Below are 20,452 nucleotides of genomic sequence, written 5' to 3'. Positions count from 1 at the left end.
GAGACCCCGTGACCGCCACCGCCGAACCGACCGACTCGTTCGACCGGACCGAGATCAAGCAGTTCCCGCACCGGTGGACGATCGCGCGCGCCGGCATCCAAAACGTCTGGCACTACTGGGACAACGAGTTCGTCGCCTCCGGCGGCCGGTTCATCCTGCGCGGCACCAACGGCTCCGGTAAGTCGCGGGCGCTGGAGATGCTGCTGCCATTCCTGCTGGACGCCGATCGGCGCAACATGGGCACCGGCTCCGCAGTGAAGATGGAAGACCTGATGCGCGTCGGCAGCAACGGGCAGACGACCAGGCTCGGCTACCTGTGGCTGGAGCTGGAACGATCCGTACCCGAGCCCGGCACCGAACTGTCGCGGCAGTACCTCACCGTCGGCGCGCTCGTGCGCTACTCCGAATCGGCTGCCGAAGCCAAGGTCTGGTACTTCACGACAGAGCTGCGTGTCGGACACGAGTTGCAACTCATCGGCGCCGGCCGTGAACCGCTGTCACGCAAGGAGCTCGGCGAACTCATCGGCGACGACCGGATCGTGGACTCCCCCGAACGGCACCGGGAACGGATCGCTTCGCTGATGTTTGGCGCTACCGGTGAGCTTGGCAAGGACCGCTTCGACGGGCTCATGAAGCTGCTGCACACCCTGCGGGCACCCGACGTCGGGAACCGGATCGAGGAAGGCAAGCTGCCCGCGATCGTGTCCGACTCGCTGCCGCCGCTGTCCGAGGGCGCCCTCACCAACGCCGGCTCGCAACTGGACGGGCTCAAAGACACCCGTTCCCGCCAGCAGGCGCTGCTGCAGGCTCGCGAGGAGGTCCGCACCTTGCTGACCGCGTACCGCCGCTATACCACCGGCGTGATTGCCGAAGCCGCGCAGGCGGTGCAGGCAACGGCGGCCGCCGCGCGCAAGGAGAGCCGCAACGTCGAGCAGTTGCTCGGCAACGCCGAACTCCTCACCCAGCAGCAGCGGGACAAGGTCGCTGAGCAGACGTCGCTGGCCGACCGGGCCGGTGCACTGTCCTCCGAGCTCGAGGGGCTCAAGGAATCCGACGCCTACCGCAGTGCCAAGGACCTCAACGACCGGGAGCGGACGCTAGGTGTGCTTGCTAGCGGCGCCGACCTGGCGTTCACCGCCGCGCACACGTCGCGTGAGGTCCATCGCAGCCGAGTGGGCGACGCTGACCGTGACGCGCACGAGGCGGTCACCGCAGTCGAGAGGCTCGCCGCGGCTGTGAACGACGCGCGCAGGAGCCTGCTCGGCATCGGCTTGACCGAGCACAACCTGCCGGCCGCTGTCACCGCCAATCTCCCCGACCAGCCTCACGCCACTGTCGACCTGCGGATCCGGCGCGCCGAGGACCCGACCCCGGTGGACCGGCCCACACCGGCACCGCTGACCATTGTGCCCGCCGAACCCGACCAAGTGGCTGAACCGGCCGAGAGGTCCAGGCGGGCTGCCGAGGAGCGCGGCACCCAGGCTGCGAACCGGGCTAGGGACGCAGCCGACCTGGCCCGGGCGCAGCAGAAGGTCGAGCAGGCCCGGTCCCGTGCCGACGACGCTGACACGCGCGCCGACACCGACCGGGAGCAGGCCGAGACTGCCGCCAGCGGCCGCGACAGCATCGCGATCGAGCTGGCCGAGCAGTGGCGGCTGTGGGTGGCAGACCCGGACACGCCCGATCTGCTCGGCGCCGACATCGCCTGGGCCGAGCACCCCGCGCTCGGGCCCGTTCTCACCGACACCACCGAGCTCATTGGAACCGACTCACGCGTCGACCTGCGCGCCCTCGACCACGCCGTCGACCAGCCCTTGGATGCCGCGATCGCGAGCCTGACCCACCGCGTCGCGGCCGTGGACACCCAACGGGAGACGATCGCTGCGGAGGTCGACGAACTTACCCACGAGCGGGCGGCCCGCCGCGCCGAACGCGACCCCGACCCGGAACAGCCGTTCTGGCAGTTCGGCACCGACGGCCTGCCGCTGTGGCGCTGCCTAGATTTCACCGCGGACGCCGACCCGGCGGCGCGGTCCGGTATTGAAGGGGCGTTGCACGCGGCGAGCCTGCTCACCGCCACCGTTCACCGTGATGGCACGATCATCGCCGCAGACGGTCAGCTCCTGCTCCTGCCCGCCCAGGCCGCCCTGGACGGGGCGACACTCGACGCTGTTCTCACCCCAGATGAGAACCTGCCAGCGGAGACCGCGGAACTCGTCCGCGCCGCGCTGGCCGCGATCGGCTACACCAGCCACCCTGGCAACGCCCGCCCGGACAGCCCGATCTGGATCGCCGCAGACGGGTCTTGGCGCAACGGTCCGTTGACCGGCCGGCACACGCCAGCGGCGGCCCGTTTCATCGGCGCGGCCGCGCGAGCGCAAGAGCGAGCGAGGCGCCTGGCCGAGATCGAGGCACGGCTCACCGAACTCGCCGACATCGACCGCAGCCTGACGGACCAGCGCAGCCAACTCCTCGCCCGGCAACAGCGGGTCCGCAGCTATGTCCGCGACACCGGGCCGCAGTCCCGCCCGCTTGAGGTGGCCCGGGCCGCCGCGACGACGGCCGCCACCCGCGCCGCCGAGTCAGCTGCGACCGCGGCTACGCGGCGAACCGAAGCGGACACCCTTGCTCAGCAATGGGCAGCGCAACAGCGCGCCCACCAGGCGCTGTGCGCCGAGTGGGGCCTGCCCGTCGAGCAGGCCGCGCTCAGCGAGATTGCCTCCTCGGCCCGGCATGCCGCCGACAGCTGCCGAACGGTCGTCACCCAGGCGGCCTCGGTACGCGCCGCGCTCGCACGACACCAACGGTCCTGCCAGGCGGCCGCGGGTGCCGAGCAGGTGCGCGACCAGGCGGAGACGACCGCGCGGACCGAATGGTCGCGATGGCATGAGGAGGAGCGCCAGCTGCAGACGCTGCGCGACGCCGTCGGCAAGGACGTCGCCGAGGTGACCGCGAAGATCGCCCGCGCGAGCGAACAGCTGCGGAAGGTACGCGAGCGCACCGACACCGTCCATACGGAACTCCGCGCCCTGGACAGCCAGGTCGGGGAAGCAACGGCGAACCTAACCGACGCCCGCCGACGGGCCGGCGAACGAGCGCACGAACTCGTGACCAAGGTCGGGACGCTCGAGCAGATCCTCAACGCGCCCGGAGTACTCGCCTCCGCGCTGCCGGATGCCGACGAGCCACCCACCATCAACGCGGCAGACCCGCGCCGCGCCGACGCGGACTGCGAAGTGCTGCTGGCCATGCTCAAGCGAGCCCGCAGCGACGAGACGCAGCTGGCCGCTGCACGCATCGCGTTCGCCAGGTCGATGCAGAGTACCTATGACCTCGTTGAGTCCCGGGTCGGAACGCTCGCGATCATCGAGCTGACCGATTCCGCCGGCCGGCGCACGTTGGCCGCCGCTGCCGCGGATCTCGAGCGACGCTGTGAGGAAGGTCAGCGCGCTCTTACCGAGCGTGAGCAGCAGGTATTCCGCGACTTCGTCCTCGGTGACGTCGCCGAAGAGTTACGCCGGCGGCTGTCGCACGCCGAATCGCTGGTCGGCGCGATGAACACCTCACTGCGCTCCATCCGCACCTCGCACGGTATCGGCGTCCGCCTCACCTGGAAGCTCGCCGAGGACGCCTCTGGCGACGTCGGCCGGATCAAGACCCTTGTCGCGACCGCGGCCTCGGTCCGGACGCCGCTGCAGGACGAGGAACTGCTGCGACTGCTGTCGGACCGGGTATCGGCCGAAGCTGGCGCTGACCCGTCGGCCGGGTCGGCGACCCACCTGCGCCGCGCTCTGGATTACCGGTCCTGGCACTCCGTCGACGTGATCATCACCGGGCCGGAGAAGGGCCGAGAGCGACGCATCTCGCGACGCGCGAAGCTGTCGCAGGGCGAAACCCGATTCGTGTCGTACGTGACGCTGTTCGCGGCGGTCGACGCATATCTGTCCGGCCTGACACCGGACGGGTCGAACCTGCGTCTCATCCTGCTTGACGACGCGTTCGCCAAGGTCGACGAGCCGACCATCGCAGAACTGCTCGGTCTGCTCGTGCGTCTCGACGTCGATTTCGTGATGACCGGGCACGCGCTATGGGGGTGCTACCCGCAGGTGCCCGCACTCGACATCTACGAGGTATGCCGCGACGAAGGTTCACCTGCCGTCACCGCCCGCGTGCACTGGGACGGCAAGACCCAAAGCTTCCTGAGGTCGGTGTGACCGGCAAACCGCTGCCGCCGCGCATGGCGGACCTACTCGGGCACCCGGACCTCGCGCCGCTGTGGCGCACCATCGCCGCCCGGCTGGAGGGCAACGGTTTAAGCCCAGCGGGGGTCGTCAAAGCAAACCTGGGCGACGAGGCCGCGGACCGGTTGAGCGGCCTACTTGGCGCCACAGTCAACCCGGGGCCGGCGGTGCGGATCAACCTGATGCATCTCGACGCGGCGTTCCGCCGGTCGGTCGCCGCGACCGGGCTGCTCCCCGCCATCGCCGCACTCACCGGAACGGCTCTGGCCGACCGGCGCGCGGCGAAGCAGCAGCAGGATGCTGAACGGGCGCAGATGTGGAGCGAGATCGATGCCGCGCTTGCCGACGCCGGCCTAGCTACCGCGTCATGGGTGCAGGCCTGGCAGGACGCGCTGCGGCAGACAGGCATCCTGACCCGCGCAGGCATCACCACCGCGACCGTGCAGGCGAAGGTTGCGGTAAGCGCGCTCCGCCTGCTCGCCGACACCACCGTGCCAGCCCTGCGTCCCGTCAGCACCGGCGACGCTGATCCGGCCGAGGTAGCTCGCTCGTGGGAGCTTGGACAACTGGCAGCGGCGGTCAGCGGGGACGCGCACGGGCTCGACGACGACCGGCTGGCAACCGCTCTCACCGTGAAAGCGCTCGCGCTCGCCGCTGGGACGCAACCACCCGCGTCGGCCGCCGAGCGGCGCGCTGTATGGTCTGCGGCCGGGGTGGCGCCGGACTCGGTGTCGGGCACAGCAATCGTGTACGGGCTCCGCCCGCCCGGCGATGACCCGTGGTCGCAGATGATGCGTTCCCGTGCCGACCTCGGCTTGGTCAGCCATCTGACGGTGCTTGAGCTGGCCGCGTTACCAGACGAAGTCGTGCTTGCCTCACCGGGCCGTGCGGTATGGGTCTGTGAAAACCCGCAGGTGCTGCAGGCCGCGGCCCGAACCGCGACCGCCGCGACTCTGGTCTGCCTACTGGGGAACCCGTCCAGCGCTGGGTCGATGCTGATCCGGCGCCTGGTCCTCGGCGGCAGCTCACCGGCTTACCACGGCGACTTCGACTGGTCAGGGGTCGCCATCGCCGGACGCATGATCGCGGCTGGCTGTGTCCCATGGCGGCTGTCTGCTAACGACTACCGCGCGGCCGTGTCGGCCGATGCGGCCAGGCTGCCGCTGTCGGGTGCGCCGGTACGAACCGAGTGGGATCCGGATCTGTCCCGCGTGATGGCTGCCACTAACGTCGCGGTGCACGAGGAGGCTCTGCTCCCACTGCTGCTCGCCGACCTGTCCGCGACCTTCCCGGTCCGTTGACTCTCGTAGGCCATGCATTTGGCTATGCGCGTAATGTTGCGGTCGTGCGGCATGAGATCGGCATCGGAGAAGGCGAACCTGACCCAGCCGAGGTATCCACCGCGAGCGCGAACGACGGCGATGGCCGCGTCGACCCGGTCGAGCAATGCCTCGGCGTCGAGCAGCCGGTTTCAGCAGGCCAACCTGGTAGTCCATCACCAGCAGCGCGGTGCGGGTCGGATCGAGGTTCACCCGCCCATGCCGGCACGCCTCCGGGCAGCGCCCGTGCCGCGCCAAGCAAGGCCGCCGCTCCGCTCACCCCAGGAGCTGGCTTGCCGATGAGCCATACGGTGTCCTGGAATGCGAGCCGGAACACGTCTCCCACCATATGGGAGTCGCGTCATCTGAAGGGTGTTGGAGGTCGATATCCCCAATTCCGCCTGCCATCGCCCGTACCCTCTTGCCCGGAGCCATAGGTCGGTCCGGAGTGGCGCTGACCGGCATGTTAGGTGGGCTGGGGGCTGCGACGGAGGCGGGCGTGACGGAGTCGAGTAGCGGGAACGTGATCGGACGTATCGCGGGCACGGCGGACGCGACGCCGCTGAAGTTCCACGTCGCGATCGCCGAAGACCGATATCTGCAGCTCGACGACATAGTGGCGACGGCACGCGAGGTCCAGGGGCACGGCCCGGTGATGATCGCCGGCATCGTTACAGACGTCGTCTCGCGGCATGAGGGCGCGAGCTTCGGTAGCGACGTGTTCCTCATCGCGGACGGGGTGCTGCCCGCCCAGGTCCAAGAGATCGCCGAGGTGACCACGACCCGGGTGGAGCCCGAGTGGTACGTGCCACCTCGGCCGGGCGCGGCCGCACATCGCGCCACCGGCGACGAGCGGGCGCAAGCGCTGTACTTCGACCAGATGGAGCGTCGGGTGGTCGTCGGCACCGCGCGGGACGGTGAGCTGATCTACCTCAACATGGACTTTCTGGACGGCACCCGTGGCGCCCACGTCAACATCAGCGGCATCAGCGGCGTCGCCACGAAGACCTCCTTCGCGCTGTTCCTGTTGCACTCGATCTTCCGAGGCGGAGTGCTGGCCAACGCGCACAACGCCAAGGCCCTTATCTTCTCCGTCAAGGGTGAGGATCTCCTCTTCCTCGACCACCTCAACAACCGGCTAGATGTCGACACGCAAGATGAGTACGCCCGTCTAGGGCTGGCCGCCGAGCCGTTCTCCTCCGTCAGCTTCTACGCACCGCCCACTCCTGGAGACCTGACCGGTCGCCCGAACGTCACCGGGCGGACGAGCGGGATCAGCGCGTTCTGGTGGACGATCGCTGAATTTTGTGCCAACCAGCTGCTGCCCTACGTGTTCGCCGATGTCGAAGACGAGCGCAATCAGTACACGATGGTCGTCCACCAGGTCACCAACCGGCTTCGGCTCGACATGGTGCCGCACGGCACGGACGGCGCGGCCAACGTCGACGGTGAGATCTGCCGAACTTACGAGGATCTGGTCGATCTCGTCGTCGACCGGGTCAGCAACCCGAACAGCGCCGCCACCTGGGCCGGTCCGGTCGGAGCCGGCACCGTGAACGCGTTCGTGCGCCGGCTGCGGTCGAGCCAGCGGGTGCTGGCCGGATTGATCCGCGGCGACCTAACCGACACGCCGGGCAGGCGGGTCAGCACCGAGAACCAACAGGTCACCGTCGTCGACCTGCACAACCTGTCCGAGCGGGCCCAACGGTTCGTCGTCGGCGTCGTCCTCGCCGCCGAGACCGCGCGCAAGGAGGCAGCCGGAGCCGGCAGCCTCTTGTTCACCATGCTGGACGAACTCAACAAGTACGCGCCTCGCGACGGCGCCAGCCCGATCAAGGATGCGCTGCTGGACATTGCCGAGCGAGGACGATCCCTCGGCATCATCCTGATCGGCGCGCAGCAGACCGCGAGCGAGGTGGAACGACGCATCATCAGCAACAGCTCGGTGAAGATCGTCGGTCGGCTCGACGCTGCGGAAGCCGGGCGACCCGAATACGGGTTCCTGCCGGCTAGCCAGCGTCAGCGCGCCACCATCGCTAAACCGGGCACCATGTTCATCAGCCAGCCGGAGATTCCGGTTCCCCTCTCGATCAGCTTTCCGTTCCCCGCTTGGGCAACCCGACTCAGCGAGGCGGGCACACCGTCGAGCAGGGCTAACGGGCACGGCACCGGCGATCCGTTCGCGGGGCTGCCCGCCGCCGACCCACCGCCGTTCTAGGCCAACCCGCCTCAGCCACCGGATCGCACAGGAAGGCCCGGAGTGAAGTTTCTCCACACCTCTGACTGGCACGTCGGCAAGACCCTCAAGAATCGGAGCCGGCATGCGGAGCAGGCCGCGGTGCTGGCCGAGATTATCGACATCGCCCGCGACCAAGAAGTTGACGCGGTTCTGATCGCCGGTGACCTGTACGAGACCGCCGGGCCATCGGCAGAGGCGCAGACGTTGCTAGTCCAGGCGCTGATGGCGTTGCGCGCCACCGGCGCGGAGGTGATCGCGATAGCCGGTAACCACGACCATGGCACGACGTTCGAGGCGTACCGGCCGTTGATGCGTGTCGCGGGCATCCAGTTGCTGGGGCAGGCACGCCGTGTCGACGACGGCGGGATGGTCACCTTCACCGCCCGGTCCACGGGTGAGAGAGTCAACGTCGCGGTGTTGCCGTTCCTGTCCCAACGCTATGCGATCAAAGCGATGCAGTTGCTGTCGGCGACCCCGGCGCAGAACGCCGGGAGGTACGACCAGCAGTTGCGCGACATCATCGACCATCTCAAGACTGGGTTCACGCCGGGCGCGGTAAACCTTGTGATGGCACACCTGACCGTGACCGGTGCCGCGTTCGGCGGTGGGGAACGGCAGGCGCAGTCGATCTTCGAATACTCCGTGCCGGCCACGGTATTCGGCGCTGAACCGCACTACGTCGCGCTTGGCCATCTTCATCGCAGGCAGTCGCTGCCCGCTCCCTGCCCGGTGCATTACTGCGGCGCGCCGATCGCGGTCGACTTCGGCGAGCAGGACAACACGAGCATGGTGTTGCTGGTGGAGGTGTCACCGACCACGCCGGCGGAGGTGACTGAGATCCCGCTGACCCGCGGCCGACGGCTGCGCACCGTGTACGGCACATTCGCCCAACTGCTCGCCCGCGCCGACGAGTTCGGCGAGGACTACCTGAGGGTGTACGTGAGCGAGCCCGGCCGGGCCGGCCTTGTTGAGGAACTCAGAACCGCCCTGCCGAACGCGCTCGAGATTCGGATCGATCCGAAGTTCGTCGCGGCGACGACTAGATCCTCCAGCGCCGGAAGGATGGAGCAGCAGACACCGCAGGAGTTGTTCGATGCATACTGCGCCGAGCGCACGGTCGACGACGAGAAGGTGAGGGCGTTGTTCGCCCGCCTACACGACGAGGTGACCAGCGCCGACGGGCCCGGCCGGCGTCCGGCCGCGACGGCGTCGGCGACCAGCCGCGGGCCCGGCCGTCCCAGGAAGCGACAGTGAGATAGCCATGCGTCCCGTCCTGCTGGAGATGACCGGCTTCGCGTCCTTTCGCGAGCGCACCGAAATCCGCTTCAACGACACCGACTACTTCGTCCTGGTGGGGCCAACCGGCGCCGGCAAGAGTACCGTTATCGACGCGCTCACCTTTGCGCTCTACGGCACCGTGGCCAGGTGGGACAACGAGAACCTGGTCTCCCCCGCGCTTGCGCCCACCGCCAACCGCGGAGTGGTCAGGCTCATCTTCGACGTGTCCGGATCCCGCTACAGCGTCGTGCGGGAATTGCGCCGCTCCGGCGGGAAGAACTCGAGCGTCGGCATCAAGTCATCGCGCCTGGAGCGATTCGCCGATCCGAACGCGACCGGTGCCGGGCAGGACGACACCGGCGGTGGTCAGGACGACACCGAGGTGCTGGCTGCGGACTCCGAGGTCACCGGCGCCGTGGAGAAGCTGCTTGGGCTGACCTTCAAGCATTTCTGCACTTGTGTCGCACTCCCCCAGGGCGACTTCGCCGAGTTCCTGCACGTCAAGGCCGGGGAGCGGCAGCGGATCCTCACCAAGCTGCTCGGTTACGAGAAGTACGAGCAGATAGCTCGCAGCGCGGGAGCGGAGGCCACCGCGCTGCAGCAGCGGGCGGAGACACTCGAGGCCCAACTCGGCCAATACGCCGACGCCACCGAGGAGGCGGTTGCCGACCTCGCCGGCCGTGCCGACGACCTGACCGAGTTGTCGGAGAGCGTGCGGGCGATGCTGCCGCGCTTGGACGAGGCGACCCGGGCTCACCTCGCCGCCGACGGCAAGGTGACCACGCTGACCGGGGAGATCGACGCACTGACCAGCGTGCGGCGTCCGGCCGGGATCGCCGAGCTGGCAGCGACCCAGCTGGAGGCGGAGGAACAGCTGGCTGTCTGCGAGGCCGCCTTCACTGCCGCTGACGCCGCCGACCGGGCCGCGCGGCGAGCGTTGTCCGAGGCACCAGAGCGGGCGAAGCTCGAGCACGTTCGACGCGCCTGGGCGGAGCTTGCCGCGGCCGAGGCGGAACTGCCCAGCCTGGTCGAGACGGCGCGTTCGACGGCGGAGAAGAACGAACAGGTCTGCACGGACCTCGACAAGGTGAACCAGGCGCTTCCCGGGCTGCGGCTGGAGGTCGACAAGGCCTGCAAGCGGGAGACCGAGGCCAAGGAGAATGCGGCGCGGGTGCAAGGCGAACGCGACTTGCTCGCGACGCTCACCGAACCGCTCGACACGGTGGATGCCGGCGAGGCGCATGCTGCCGCGATCGCCAGGCTAGCCGAAGCCGACAGCACCTTGGCGCAAGCCGAATCGGAGTTGGCCGGCGCGCGCACCAGGCTGTCCGGTAGCAGGCAGATCGCCGTCCTCGCCGGTGCGATCTCCCGAGCGGACGATCTCGCCCAGGTGCTGACGGAAGACCTGGACGCGGCCGGCGAACGCGCCGAAGCCACCCAGGGCCTGGTCGAGGCTGAGGCCGCGCATCGTGCTGCCCGTCGAGAGCTCACCGAGGCCGAGGATGCGGTCCGGACGGCCGAGCAGGCAGAGCTTGCCCTGACCCTGCGTGCTCGGCTCAGCGTCGGACAGCCGTGCCCGGTGTGCGAGCAGGACGTCCATGCGGTGCCGGAGCATGCGGAGCTCGCACAGGTGGAGGCGGCCCGGCAGCGGCTGGACACCGCCGCCACCCGGCACACCACCGCCCAGCGCGAGCTGGCCACCGCGCAACGCCGGGCCGACCATGCGTCGGCGAACCACGGCCAAGCACTGAGGCGCGCCGGGCAACTGCGAGCGGACCTGGCCGGCGACTGGGAGGCGCTGCCCAGCACCGTGCCACCCCTCGCACCGACCATGCCGATCGCTCAGCCGATCACGGCGGACGCCGATGACGATACGATCCGGCGTCTGCTCGGCGAGGTGCGGAAGGCGTCCGGCCAGCTACACGAGGCCGACAACGCCGAGCAGGAACTCGGCCGGGCGTGCCAGCTGTGCGAAGAGCAAGCAGCCGGCGCCCGAGCCGCGGTCCGGGCTGCTCGGGACGAGCTGCGATCGACGGAGCAGGCCGTGCGGCAAGCCCAGGCCGGACTGCGCAGCGCGCGGGAACGGGTGCTCGCGCTGAACCCACCGGCGATCGACGACGAGGACGTCCGAGCGGCCTGGACGCACCTGAGCAGTTGGGCGACGGCGCAGGAGCGCGAGCGCGCCGAGCAGCTCCCGCGGCTGCAAACCGAGTCAGATGCCGCTGCCGGCGACGCGGACGAGCAGCGGAAGAAGTTGCGGGACGCCGAGGCAACAGTGGCCGCGTTGCAACGAGCCGCCACCGAAACCGCCCGCGCCGCCCAACGGGCCGAGTCCGAACTGACTGCCTGCCACAAGCGTCGAGACGATCTGACGGCATCGCTGGCCGACGGCATGACCGACGCCCAGGCGGTGGCGGAACTGGACCGGGTCGCGAAGCTAGAGGACGCCGTCAGCGAGGCGGAAGGGAGGTTGGAGACGGCGCGAGTGCGGCGCGACCAGGCCGCGCAGATCCGGCGGGAGGTTCAGGCCGATATCGCGGCGGCCCGGCGTCAGCTCGCCAGCGCCCGGGATCCGCTGGTGCGGCTCGGCGCCCCGCTGAACGACTCCGATGACGTCGCCACCGGTTGGACCGAACTGCTGGGCTGGGCAGCGCAGCAGGCCACGCACCGGCAGCAGCAGCTCGCCGAGGCCCGCGCCCTGACGGAGCAGAGGGCAGCCAACCTCCGGGATTCGGAGCAGGAGCTGTGTGACCTGCTCGCCGAGCACGCTGTTCAGATGGAACTCGCCACGCACACGCTGCGGGATGCCGCGCCGGTCGCCGTGGCCAGCGCGCTGGCCGACGCGCGCTCACAGCAGCAGCGGATGGCCGAACGGGTCGAGCAGGTCGCGGGGTTACGGGCCGGTATCCGGGACGCCATCGAACAATCCCGGGTCGCGCGGCTGCTCGCCAACCTGATGCGGGCCGACGCGTTCCCCCGCTGGCTGGTCGCCAGCGTTCTGGACGTGCTGGTGGCCGACGCCTCGGAGATGCTCGACGAGCTGTCCGGGGGCCAGTTCGCGCTGACCCATGCAGACGGTGACTTCTACATCATTGACCACAACGAGGCGGACGCGTCCCGACCGGTGAAGACCCTCTCCGGCGGCGAGACCTTCCAGGCCGCCCTGGCACTCGCGCTGGCGCTGTCGGACCGGATGAGCTCGCTGGCCGCCGACGGTGCCGTCCGACTGGAATCGATATTCCTGGACGAGGGATTCGGCACGCTGGACGAGGCAAGTCTCGGCACGGTCGCCGATACGTTGGACAACCTCGCGAGCTCCGGTTCCCGCATGGTCGGCATAATCACGCACGTCGGCGCGCTCGCCGAGCGGGTGCCGGTTCGATTCGCCGTGCGGCGAGACAGCGCCGGCTCGCACATCACCCGGGAAAGCGCATGAGTAGCTCGCAGCCCTCCCTGCCCGACCTGGATGTCGCCGGCGGCGGGATGCAGTTCAACGTCGACGGGTGGGAACCCGAGTACGGCCAGGCCCTGGACATGGAGCTGCAGCTGGCCGAGTCCCGCGCCGACGTCGATCCCGACATCGAGGTCCCGCAGGATCGGTGGCGGCCCATCGCGGTCGATCCGGCGGTCACCGCGCCGCGGGTCGTACTGTTCGTCGACGGCGTCCGGCGGGTGGACGCCCGGGTATGGATCGACGAGCCGATCGGTGCCGACGGGGTAGTACCGACAGCGGCGACCGCCGGCGTCTGTGCCTCCTACGCCGCCGGCGTCGTCTGCTGTTGCGAAGGCAAGGCACACGTCATAGCAGTCGAGCTGTGTCGCGGCATGTTCACGATCGCCCCGCACGCGACTGATGTGCACACCCGGGCCGGCACGTATCAGGCGTGTTTCACCGTCGCGAAGGAAGGCACGCCGCTGCCGGTCACGCTGTCGTCAGCGGTCCAGGAGCGGCTGGCCGGCGTGGAACTGCGGACCGCGAACCGGGCCAGGTCATCACTGGCCGGCCACGTCGAGGTCGACGACGACTTGCTGGTGGTCGACGGCCCGCTACGTGCCGGGGCGCATCTGGATCGCGCCGTCGGCTACATCAAGTCGCACCACAGCGAATACCTTTCGCGGCAGCTGAACTCGGTCGTCGGCTCGCTGGGTCCACGGCAGCGCACACCGGTGTTCCGGATGGTTACCACCTGGGACCGATATTCCTGGTACTTGCGGTTGCCGTGCGCCCCGGCCGCCCCGTGGGCCGGCGTCATCCGGGTGGAGGCGTCGGTGGATCTGGTTCCGGAGCAGGTGTTCGCGCTGGCGAATCTCACCCAGGTGGTGCTGCCCCGTTACGCCTCGGCCGAGTACAAGGACGCGAGAGCTCCGCAGAACCTGTATCCGATCGGCGGATTGGAGAAGGATCTGCGGCACAAGCTCGGTGATCAACAGCTGCTGTACCGGGCGCTGCGGCAGGCAGCCGCGATGTAGCACCGGTTCTAGCCGGTCACTGCCGCGCCTGTTTGATCGAGGATTTCCCTCAGGGCGTGCCAGGCACCGTCGACGTCCAGGCTGCGTGCGGCGAACGCCTCGTTGAGCAGCGCCTCGCTCAGCCGGTCGTCGTACTTCTCGACAACCTTCGTGCCCACCCGCGCGGCAAGCTCGACCGGGTCGGCCGGGCCCGCCTCGAGCAGCTCGGTCAGGTGCGCGACGGCCTGCTGCCGGCTGCAGTCGGGCATGGTGAGGCACACGCCGTCCTGGGCGACCTCGATGCCTGCCCCGGTCAGCGCGATCGCGAGCGTCGAGCAGATTCGGTCGCCACGCCAAGGGAAAACCAGCGTTTCCTTGCCTACCGTGAGCAACGGATCGCTCGCCAGGCCGAACCGCGCGAAGTTCGCACGACCCTCGGCAAGCAGCCGGGTGGCTAGGCCGTCCAGGTAGCTGGGTACGTCCGCGGTCAGGTAGCTGCGGCGCATCTCCTGCCGAACGCGGTCGGCGACCTCACCGCCGCCACCGGTGAACAGCGGCGGCCGGCCACCGGACGAGCGAGCCAACTCGACGACCTTCGCCTGCGCGTCGACCGTGAGCACCTTCCACCGACGGCCACCGAAGATGAGCAGCGAGCCTGGCATTAGCGGATATTCGACCGGCAGCGTGCCCAGCGTGCGGCCGTTGGCGATCAGGCGGTAGTCCTCACCGGTGCGGAACGCGGCGTAGAACGAGTAGTGGTTGACCAATCGCTCGCCGGCGACGCCGAGCAGCAGCAGGCCGTCGCTCGCTTGGCAGAGCAGGTCGACATTCGGTGCGCCGAGCGCGCGCAGCAGCGAGGCGAACAGGTCGGGAGTCACCCGGGCGAATGGCCCGTGCTCGCACAAGGTGCGGTACGCATCGGGCGGGGAGATCCCGCCGTGCTGTGCGATGAGCGACAGCAACTGCTGGATCAGCGTGGACAGGTGCAGGCCGCCGGAGTCCGGAGCCTCGTTCCACCGGTTCAACAGCAGGTTCACCATTGCGATGCTCTGCACGATCTGCGTCCGCAACGCGTCCTGCGGCCGGGTGTGCGGGGTGACCTGTTCCTCCGTGAGGTACAGGCGCAGCGTCGCGGCCCCGCCCCGGCGTCCGGACCGGCCGAGGCGTTGCCGCAGGCTGGCGACGGTGGGCGGTGCCCCGACCTGCGCGATGGACGCGACCGAACCGATGTCGATGCCCATCTCCAACGTCGTGGTGCAGATCGCGTTCACCGGGTTGGACCGGTCCTTCAGACGTGCCTCGACGTGCTCGCGCAGCTCCTTGGAAAGGCTGCCGTGATGCGGAAAGAACTCGTTGGGTACGCGGTCCCGCTCGCAACGCCGTTGGAGCAGGTCGGCGTAGATCTCGACGTCCCGGCGCGAGTTCGCGAAGATCAGGTTGTCGGTGCCGCGTAGCGTCGCGTAAAGATGATCGGCTATCGCAAGCCGGTCGCCGCCGACTTCGGCCAGCTGCGCCTCGGACGGCTCCGCCGGCTCGTCCTCGGCCGGCCCGAGGTTGGCCGGCTTCGCCTCGTAGCCACGCAGCTGGAGTCGCAACTCGTGGGTGTCGTCGGTCGAGGTGATCACGGTGACCTGCTCGCCTCGGCCCGGGCGCAGGTAGCCGGCTGCCGCTGCCATGTCGCCCAGGGTGGCGGACAGGCCGATACGGGGAACGCGGCGGCGGATCGCGAGTTCCAGCCGGTGCAGCAGCGACTGCAGCTGCGCTCCACGCTCGGTGCCGAGAAAGGAGTGCATCTCGTCGATGACGACGTACCGCAACGCGCCGAAGATCCGCCCGATCTTCGGCCCATGGATGACCAGCATCGCCTCGATAGACTCGGGCGTGATGAGCAGAATGCCGTCGGGCTGCGCGAGCACCTTCGCCTTGCGGGCTCCGGCCACGTCGCCGTGCCAGCGGTGCACCGGCAGTTCCATGTGCTCGCACAGCGCGTCGAGGCGCCCGTACTGGTCGTTGATGAGCGCCTTGAGAGGGCTGACATAGAGCGCCTTCACACCGTGGCCCTCGGCTCCCTCGCCGGTCGCGTCGAGCAATGCGGAACAGATCGGCAGGAACGCGGCCTCGGTCTTTCCCGCCGCGGTCGCCGCGGCGATGATGACGTCCTCGGCGCCGTCGAGGATCGGTCCGATGGCGCGTTCCTGTGCGTCGCGCAACTCAGTCCAGTTCTGCTCCCAGATCCATCGCTGGATCCGCGCATCCAGCCGGCTGAACGCCGTGGACCGCCGGTCGGCTGCGTCCTGTTGCCCGGGCCTCATCAGCAGAGCCGGACGGCTGCGGGCTGCCGCGGTTCAGAGTCTGAAGCTGGCAAGCTCGTCTCCGCCCGAATCCGGTTGCCCGTCGTCATCGGGCAACGGCACCAGATCCGGGTTCGACTCGGTCTCGATGGTCACGCCACCGACGAGCGATTCCCAGTCCGCACCGGGGTTCTGATCAAGCACGGCGAGCAGGTTCACGAACTCCTTGATCGTGGTGCGCGGTGTCCGGAAGTAGGCATCCCCGATCCGGGTCGAGCAGTGCGTCATGAACGCGGTCAGCCCTTCGTCGGGCAGCAGATACGCGGCGGGGTCGCCGCCGGCGAAGACGTCCCGCAGGCGGGTGAGCAGCAGGTAGAAGTCCTCCGGGCTGAGGTTGGCCAATCGTAGGACGGGGCCGGAGTAGTCGACCAGCCCGTTGGTGGCGAACGCGTTCTCGGCGAGACGGGACTGCAAGGCGGCGTAGGAGTACAGGCCGCGACGGGTGTCGAGCAGGAAGTCGGGTGTGCCGCCGAACACGAAACCGAGATGTGCCGCGCTGCCTTGCAGGCTGTCGTTGAGGATCCGCAGGATCTGTTCGTAGTTGGCGTTCCTGGCCTGGGTGTGCGCGAGCTTGTAAAGGTTGACCATCTCGTCGAGGCAGACCAGCAGCCCGGTGAAGCCGGCCATTACGACGAACCGTGCGAGCAGCTTGAGTTGGTCGTAGAACGTTGCATCGTCGACGATGGTCCGCACGCCCAGTGCGGCGCGGGCATCGGTCCGGGTCGAGAACTCGCCGCGAAGCCAGCGCACCGCATCGCTCTTGAGCTGATCGTCTCCCATGTCGTGCCCGCGCCAGTACGCGGCGATCACCTCGGCAAAGTCGTACCCACCGGTCAGTTCGGCCAACTCCGCCAGCCGGATTCGGATTACCACGTCCGGGCTGTTGCCCATCTCACGCGCCTCGGTGAGCGCGCTCGTCACGAACCGCTCCACGATGCTGCCCATCGCGCCGCCGTCGGGCTTGGCCCGCGTGCTCATGTTCCGCATCAGCTCCGCGTACAGGGAGCGGGCCTGCCCGCCGGTGGCATGCAGTCGCCGGTCCGGCGACAGGTCGGCGTGCACGGTGACCAGCTTGCGTTCCATCGCGATTGAGCGGACCAGATGCAGGAAGAACGTCTTTCCGGAGCCGTACTCGCCGATGGCGAGTCGGAAGCCGGAACCGCCGTCGGCGATCCGGTCGATGTCCGCGAGCAGCGACCTGACCTCCTCGACCCGCCCAACCTGCACGTGCTGCTGCCCAACCCGGGGTACGACACCGGCGCGTAACGCCTGCACGATTGCGTCCCGCTCCCGTGGGCGAATAGTGGCCCGGGTCGATCCTTGCGGTTCGGTGGTACTCATGCCTGCATCTCCTGCGCGACGTCGAGGTCAATGGTGATGGGATCCTCACCGGCGGTGACCGGATCGCCCACCGTGTCGTACGCGGCCTCGTTCAGCGTGTCCAGTGCTCCATCGGGCAGCAATCCGAGTATCGAGCACTCGGCTTCGAACTCCGCGCGACTCCAGCTGCCGCGGCCGGCCAGGGCGGACAGTAGCGCGGAGTGCGCTACGTCCAGACCGGCGATCGATGCAGCCGGAGCCTGTTTCGCCGCCGGTTCGGGGGTGGGTTCGTCGTCGGTGAAGATCGAGCCGAGCAGCGCTGACACCGCCGCTGTTTCGGCGAGCTTGGCAGCGACCGCAGCCTGGTCCAGCCGCACGACACCCTGCGGTGCCAAGCTTTCGCCCGCGACCGCGGCGGATTCCGATTCAGTGCTCGGAGGTGGCGGAATCGAGTAGCCAGAGGGGCCGGGAGTGGCAGGACGCACGGTCACCGGAGCAGTGGCGCCGATGTTCGCGGGACCGCCGACGGTGGCGGCATGCACACGCGAGTACACCGAGGCGGGGTCGAGCCCCAGCAGCTTGAAGATCCTGGTCAACGTGGTGATCTCGGACGGTGAGACGTGGCCGTCGGCGGCGGCGACCGTGGTGAGGAAGTCACCGATGGCCTCTCGCTGCGCATCGTCGAGCAGGGCGAGGCGTTTGGTGAGTCCGGTGAGCTTTACCTGCCCGGCGAGTAGCCAGCGCAGATGCGCCTGCAGCCGGACCCGTTCGGGATGTGACAGATGCATCGCCGTCTCGAGGTGACGGGCGAGGTGGGTCGTCTCGGCGTCCGACACCTCGCCGTCGGCGATGCTGACCGCGGCCGCGAGGTGCAGCAGGACGGCGGCGGCCGCATATTCAGGGCTCGCCGCGGTCGGCTGGTGCGCGGCGGTCCGGAACAGGACCGCGGGCGAAGCGGCTGCGAGGACCGGGCCGCCGAGCCGCACGTCGGGCTCGACCCCAACGCCTCTCGTCGCCAGCAGTTGTGCGATCGCGACCGCGTCCGCCTTCGCCACCTTGCCGGGCGTCTTTGTCGGCCAGAACGCCAGCAGCTCGGCGGCGTCGATGAGCACGGCCGGCTGGCCGCCGAGACGCTCCTCGAGGAAGCCGGCCAAGCGGGCGAGTTCGCCGCCCGCGTCAGCGACGAGCTCCGGTGGCAGCAACGCGGTCGCGGCGAGCGTGCCGGCTCCGTCCGGATTCCGGCCGAGGTAGCGGCTGTATGCGTCCAGCGAGTTCGTGCACTCCTCGACCAGTGCCGCGAGCTTGGCTCGTGGCGCCGCCTGGGTGAGGACATCTGGCAGATTGGTGGACAGCTGGACCTGCCCGATACCGGCACTGGCGGGATAGTAGTCGTAACGCAACGAACTCTTCGTCGCGCGGATCGTCAGCCCGGCGCCGTGCCTGGCTGCATACCGTCTCAGGAACAGCGCCTCGAACTCGGCCGGACAGCGGGTCGCAGGCGTTCGCGGGTAGATCTCGGGGTGATAATGCGCCCACGCGAGTGCCCATTCGGCCGGGACCGGCAGGCCGGTTGCGGCGAACTCGCCGAGTCCGGTTCGCAGCCGCATCGGAATCCGCCATTTCTCCGGTCGTCGCTCGGGCGCGCCGCCGGCCTCGGCGTCGGCCTGGTAAAGGTCGAGCAGGCCGAGGAAGCTGGTCGCGTAGGAACGGAAGGAGTTGTTTCCTCCGTACAGTTCAAGCAATCGGCTGACCTCTGCGCTGATGATCGGCAGTTCCTCGCGTGCGGGACCGGGCTTGGCCGCCTCGACCAATGCGCGGCGCTCCAGCCCGTAGAAGAAGAGGAAGACCCAGCTGATCGGCGCGTTCGGCTCCTGCCGGCCGCCGGAGAGCCAGGTGAGGTATGCGGCGCGGGCGCCGGCGGTGATGCCGTGGTAGGACGGCCAGTACCCGACAGTGCTCCCCTGCCAATCTGGCCGCCGATGATCCACCGGCAGGCGTGGGTTGATGAGCGCCGGCTCGACACCCTGACCATTTGCCGAGCGCAGATCCTTACCGATGTAGAGCATCCCGCCGGGTAGCGTCAGAGAGCCGATCTGGGCCGGTACTCCGGGCGGAACCCACAGGCCGCTGCCGGCGGCGACTGGCCGGGCTGGCTGCCTCCGGGGCAGCACGGCGTCAGCCGGCGGCTCAACTCGAACCGCGCGCCGGGGCTGCGTCGGAGGCTGCGAAGACGACGGGCTCGGCAACGGTCGACCGATCGCCGGCGGTGCAGTCGGGGGCACTGGCTGAGCACGGTACGCATGTCTGCCTACGGTGGGAGTCGACTTGTTCCGTTTGAACAGGTCGAGCAATCCCACCGGTGTACCTCCGTATGTCAGCGTCTGCGCATTACCGCCGTGTTGGAGGATAGACCGGTGAGAACGCGCTGCACGTCGCCTCGCGCGGACTGCCGCAGTCAAAGATCGTTGTCGATCATGACGGCCATGTCGCGCAGCCGTCCATTGACGAGTACTCCGGCTGCGATCCGAGAGGACAGGTCGGCTTGGAGCGCGGCCATCACCATGATCGGGTTGGGCTGGCGCGCCAGTGGCGCCGCAGCGATCGTCCGAGCGGTGGCATGGTCAAGCGGGCTGAACCTGGTGGTTCCAACAGGATGGGTGGGCCAGTCGCCGAGGTATTCAAGGGTGTTGTCCTGCGTCCAGGACGATGGCAACTTGCTTGGCCTGCCAGGTCGCATCCGGCTCGAAGCCGTAGCGCTCGTGGCGAGCCTCAGGCCCTGGGCCGATGACTCGCGCGGCGACGGCGCCCAGTCCGTGGTGGTTGGCGCGATGGCCGAGCAGGAGGCCGCCGGTTTCCATAGGCCACGATGCCCACCCTTCGGCCAGGATCGTGGCGAGCGTCGTGCCGGGGATGGTCAGGCTGCCGACGGGTCGACTTAAGACGCGCTGCAGACGGCGCATTCGGGATCCGGAGGCAACAGGCCGAGCGCGAAGAAAGAGGCGCCAGAATGCCTTCCTCCGCGAATAAACCGCCAGCAGGCCCGCGACTCAGCTCGCCGAGCTACTTCAGGATCTGGCGGGCGATGACCATCCGGTTGATCTGGTTGGTGCCCTCGTAGATCTGGGTGATCTTGGCGTCGCGCATCATCCGCTCCACCGGGAAGTCCTCGGTGTAGCCGTAGCCGCCGAACAGCTGGACGGCGTCGGTGGTGACCTTCATCGCCACGTCCGAGGCGAACGCCTTGGCCGAGGCCGA

General features: G+C 68.9%; 11 protein-coding genes. 6 read left to right on the top strand and 5 right to left on the bottom strand.

What is annotated here, in order from left to right; genetic code table 11:
* Positions 1-8: 8 nt before the first annotated feature.
* From VLJ82_RS12865 to VLJ82_RS12840, 6 genes are all read left to right on the top strand, one after another.
* Complete coding sequence (locus VLJ82_RS12865) at positions 9-4,214, top strand: TIGR02680 family protein (RefSeq protein WP_408663756.1); 4,206 nt, start codon at positions 9-11, stop codon at positions 4,212-4,214.
* Positions 4,211-5,542 carry a TIGR02679 family protein gene (locus VLJ82_RS12860; protein WP_408663755.1) on the top strand — a complete coding sequence of 444 codons (1,332 nt, stop codon included), beginning with the start codon at positions 4,211-4,213 and terminating at the stop codon, positions 5,540-5,542. The genes VLJ82_RS12865 and VLJ82_RS12860 overlap by 4 nt, the downstream gene beginning before the upstream one ends.
* A 481-nt stretch (positions 5,543-6,023) precedes the next feature.
* Entirely contained in the window at positions 6,024-7,778 is a 1,755-nt protein-coding gene (locus VLJ82_RS12855; RefSeq protein WP_408663779.1) for an ATP-binding protein, read from the top strand.
* Positions 7,779-7,820: 42 nt separating this feature from the next.
* Complete coding sequence (locus VLJ82_RS12850) at positions 7,821-9,053, top strand: exonuclease SbcCD subunit D (RefSeq protein WP_408663754.1); 1,233 nt, start codon at positions 7,821-7,823, stop codon at positions 9,051-9,053.
* A gap of 7 nt (positions 9,054-9,060) precedes the next feature.
* Positions 9,061-12,513, top strand: coding sequence for an AAA family ATPase (locus VLJ82_RS12845; protein ID WP_408663753.1), 3,453 nt, complete (start codon positions 9,061-9,063; stop codon positions 12,511-12,513).
* Complete coding sequence (locus tag VLJ82_RS12840; RefSeq protein ID WP_408663752.1) at positions 12,510-13,547, top strand: hypothetical protein; 1,038 nt, start codon at positions 12,510-12,512, stop codon at positions 13,545-13,547. Before VLJ82_RS12845 ends, VLJ82_RS12840 begins: the two co-directional genes overlap by 4 nt.
* A gap of 8 nt (positions 13,548-13,555) precedes the next feature.
* Here VLJ82_RS12840 and VLJ82_RS12835 read toward each other — a convergent pair whose 3' ends face one another.
* The 5 genes from VLJ82_RS12835 to VLJ82_RS12815 form a co-directional block, all read right to left on the bottom strand.
* Positions 13,556-15,838 carry a DEAD/DEAH box helicase gene (locus VLJ82_RS12835; protein WP_408663751.1) on the bottom strand — a complete coding sequence of 761 codons (2,283 nt, stop codon included), beginning with the start codon at positions 15,836-15,838 and terminating at the stop codon, positions 13,556-13,558.
* Positions 15,839-15,871: 33 nt separating this feature from the next.
* Positions 15,872-17,218, bottom strand: coding sequence for an ATP-binding protein (locus VLJ82_RS12830; protein ID WP_408663750.1), 1,347 nt, complete (start codon positions 17,216-17,218; stop codon positions 15,872-15,874).
* Entirely contained in the window at positions 17,215-19,368 is a 2,154-nt protein-coding gene (locus tag VLJ82_RS12825; RefSeq protein WP_408663749.1) for a TerB N-terminal domain-containing protein, read from the bottom strand. Before VLJ82_RS12825 ends, VLJ82_RS12830 begins: the two co-directional genes overlap by 4 nt.
* Positions 19,369-19,875: 507 nt before the next feature.
* On the bottom strand, positions 19,876-20,157 hold the full coding sequence (locus VLJ82_RS12820) for a hypothetical protein (protein ID WP_408663748.1): 282 nt from the start codon (positions 20,155-20,157) through the stop codon (positions 19,876-19,878).
* A 100-nt stretch (positions 20,158-20,257) separates the two neighbouring features.
* Positions 20,258-20,452 (bottom strand): acyl-CoA dehydrogenase family protein (locus VLJ82_RS12815; protein ID WP_408663747.1); only part of this gene is annotated, 195 nt, incomplete at its 5' end.

Source organism: Jatrophihabitans sp., from assembly GCF_035474675.1.
Lineage (GTDB): Bacteria > Actinomycetota > Actinomycetes > Mycobacteriales > Jatrophihabitantaceae > Jatrophihabitans_A.
The sequence above is the reverse complement of the archived record's forward strand: the minus strand, read 5'-3'. Positions and strand labels throughout refer to the sequence as shown.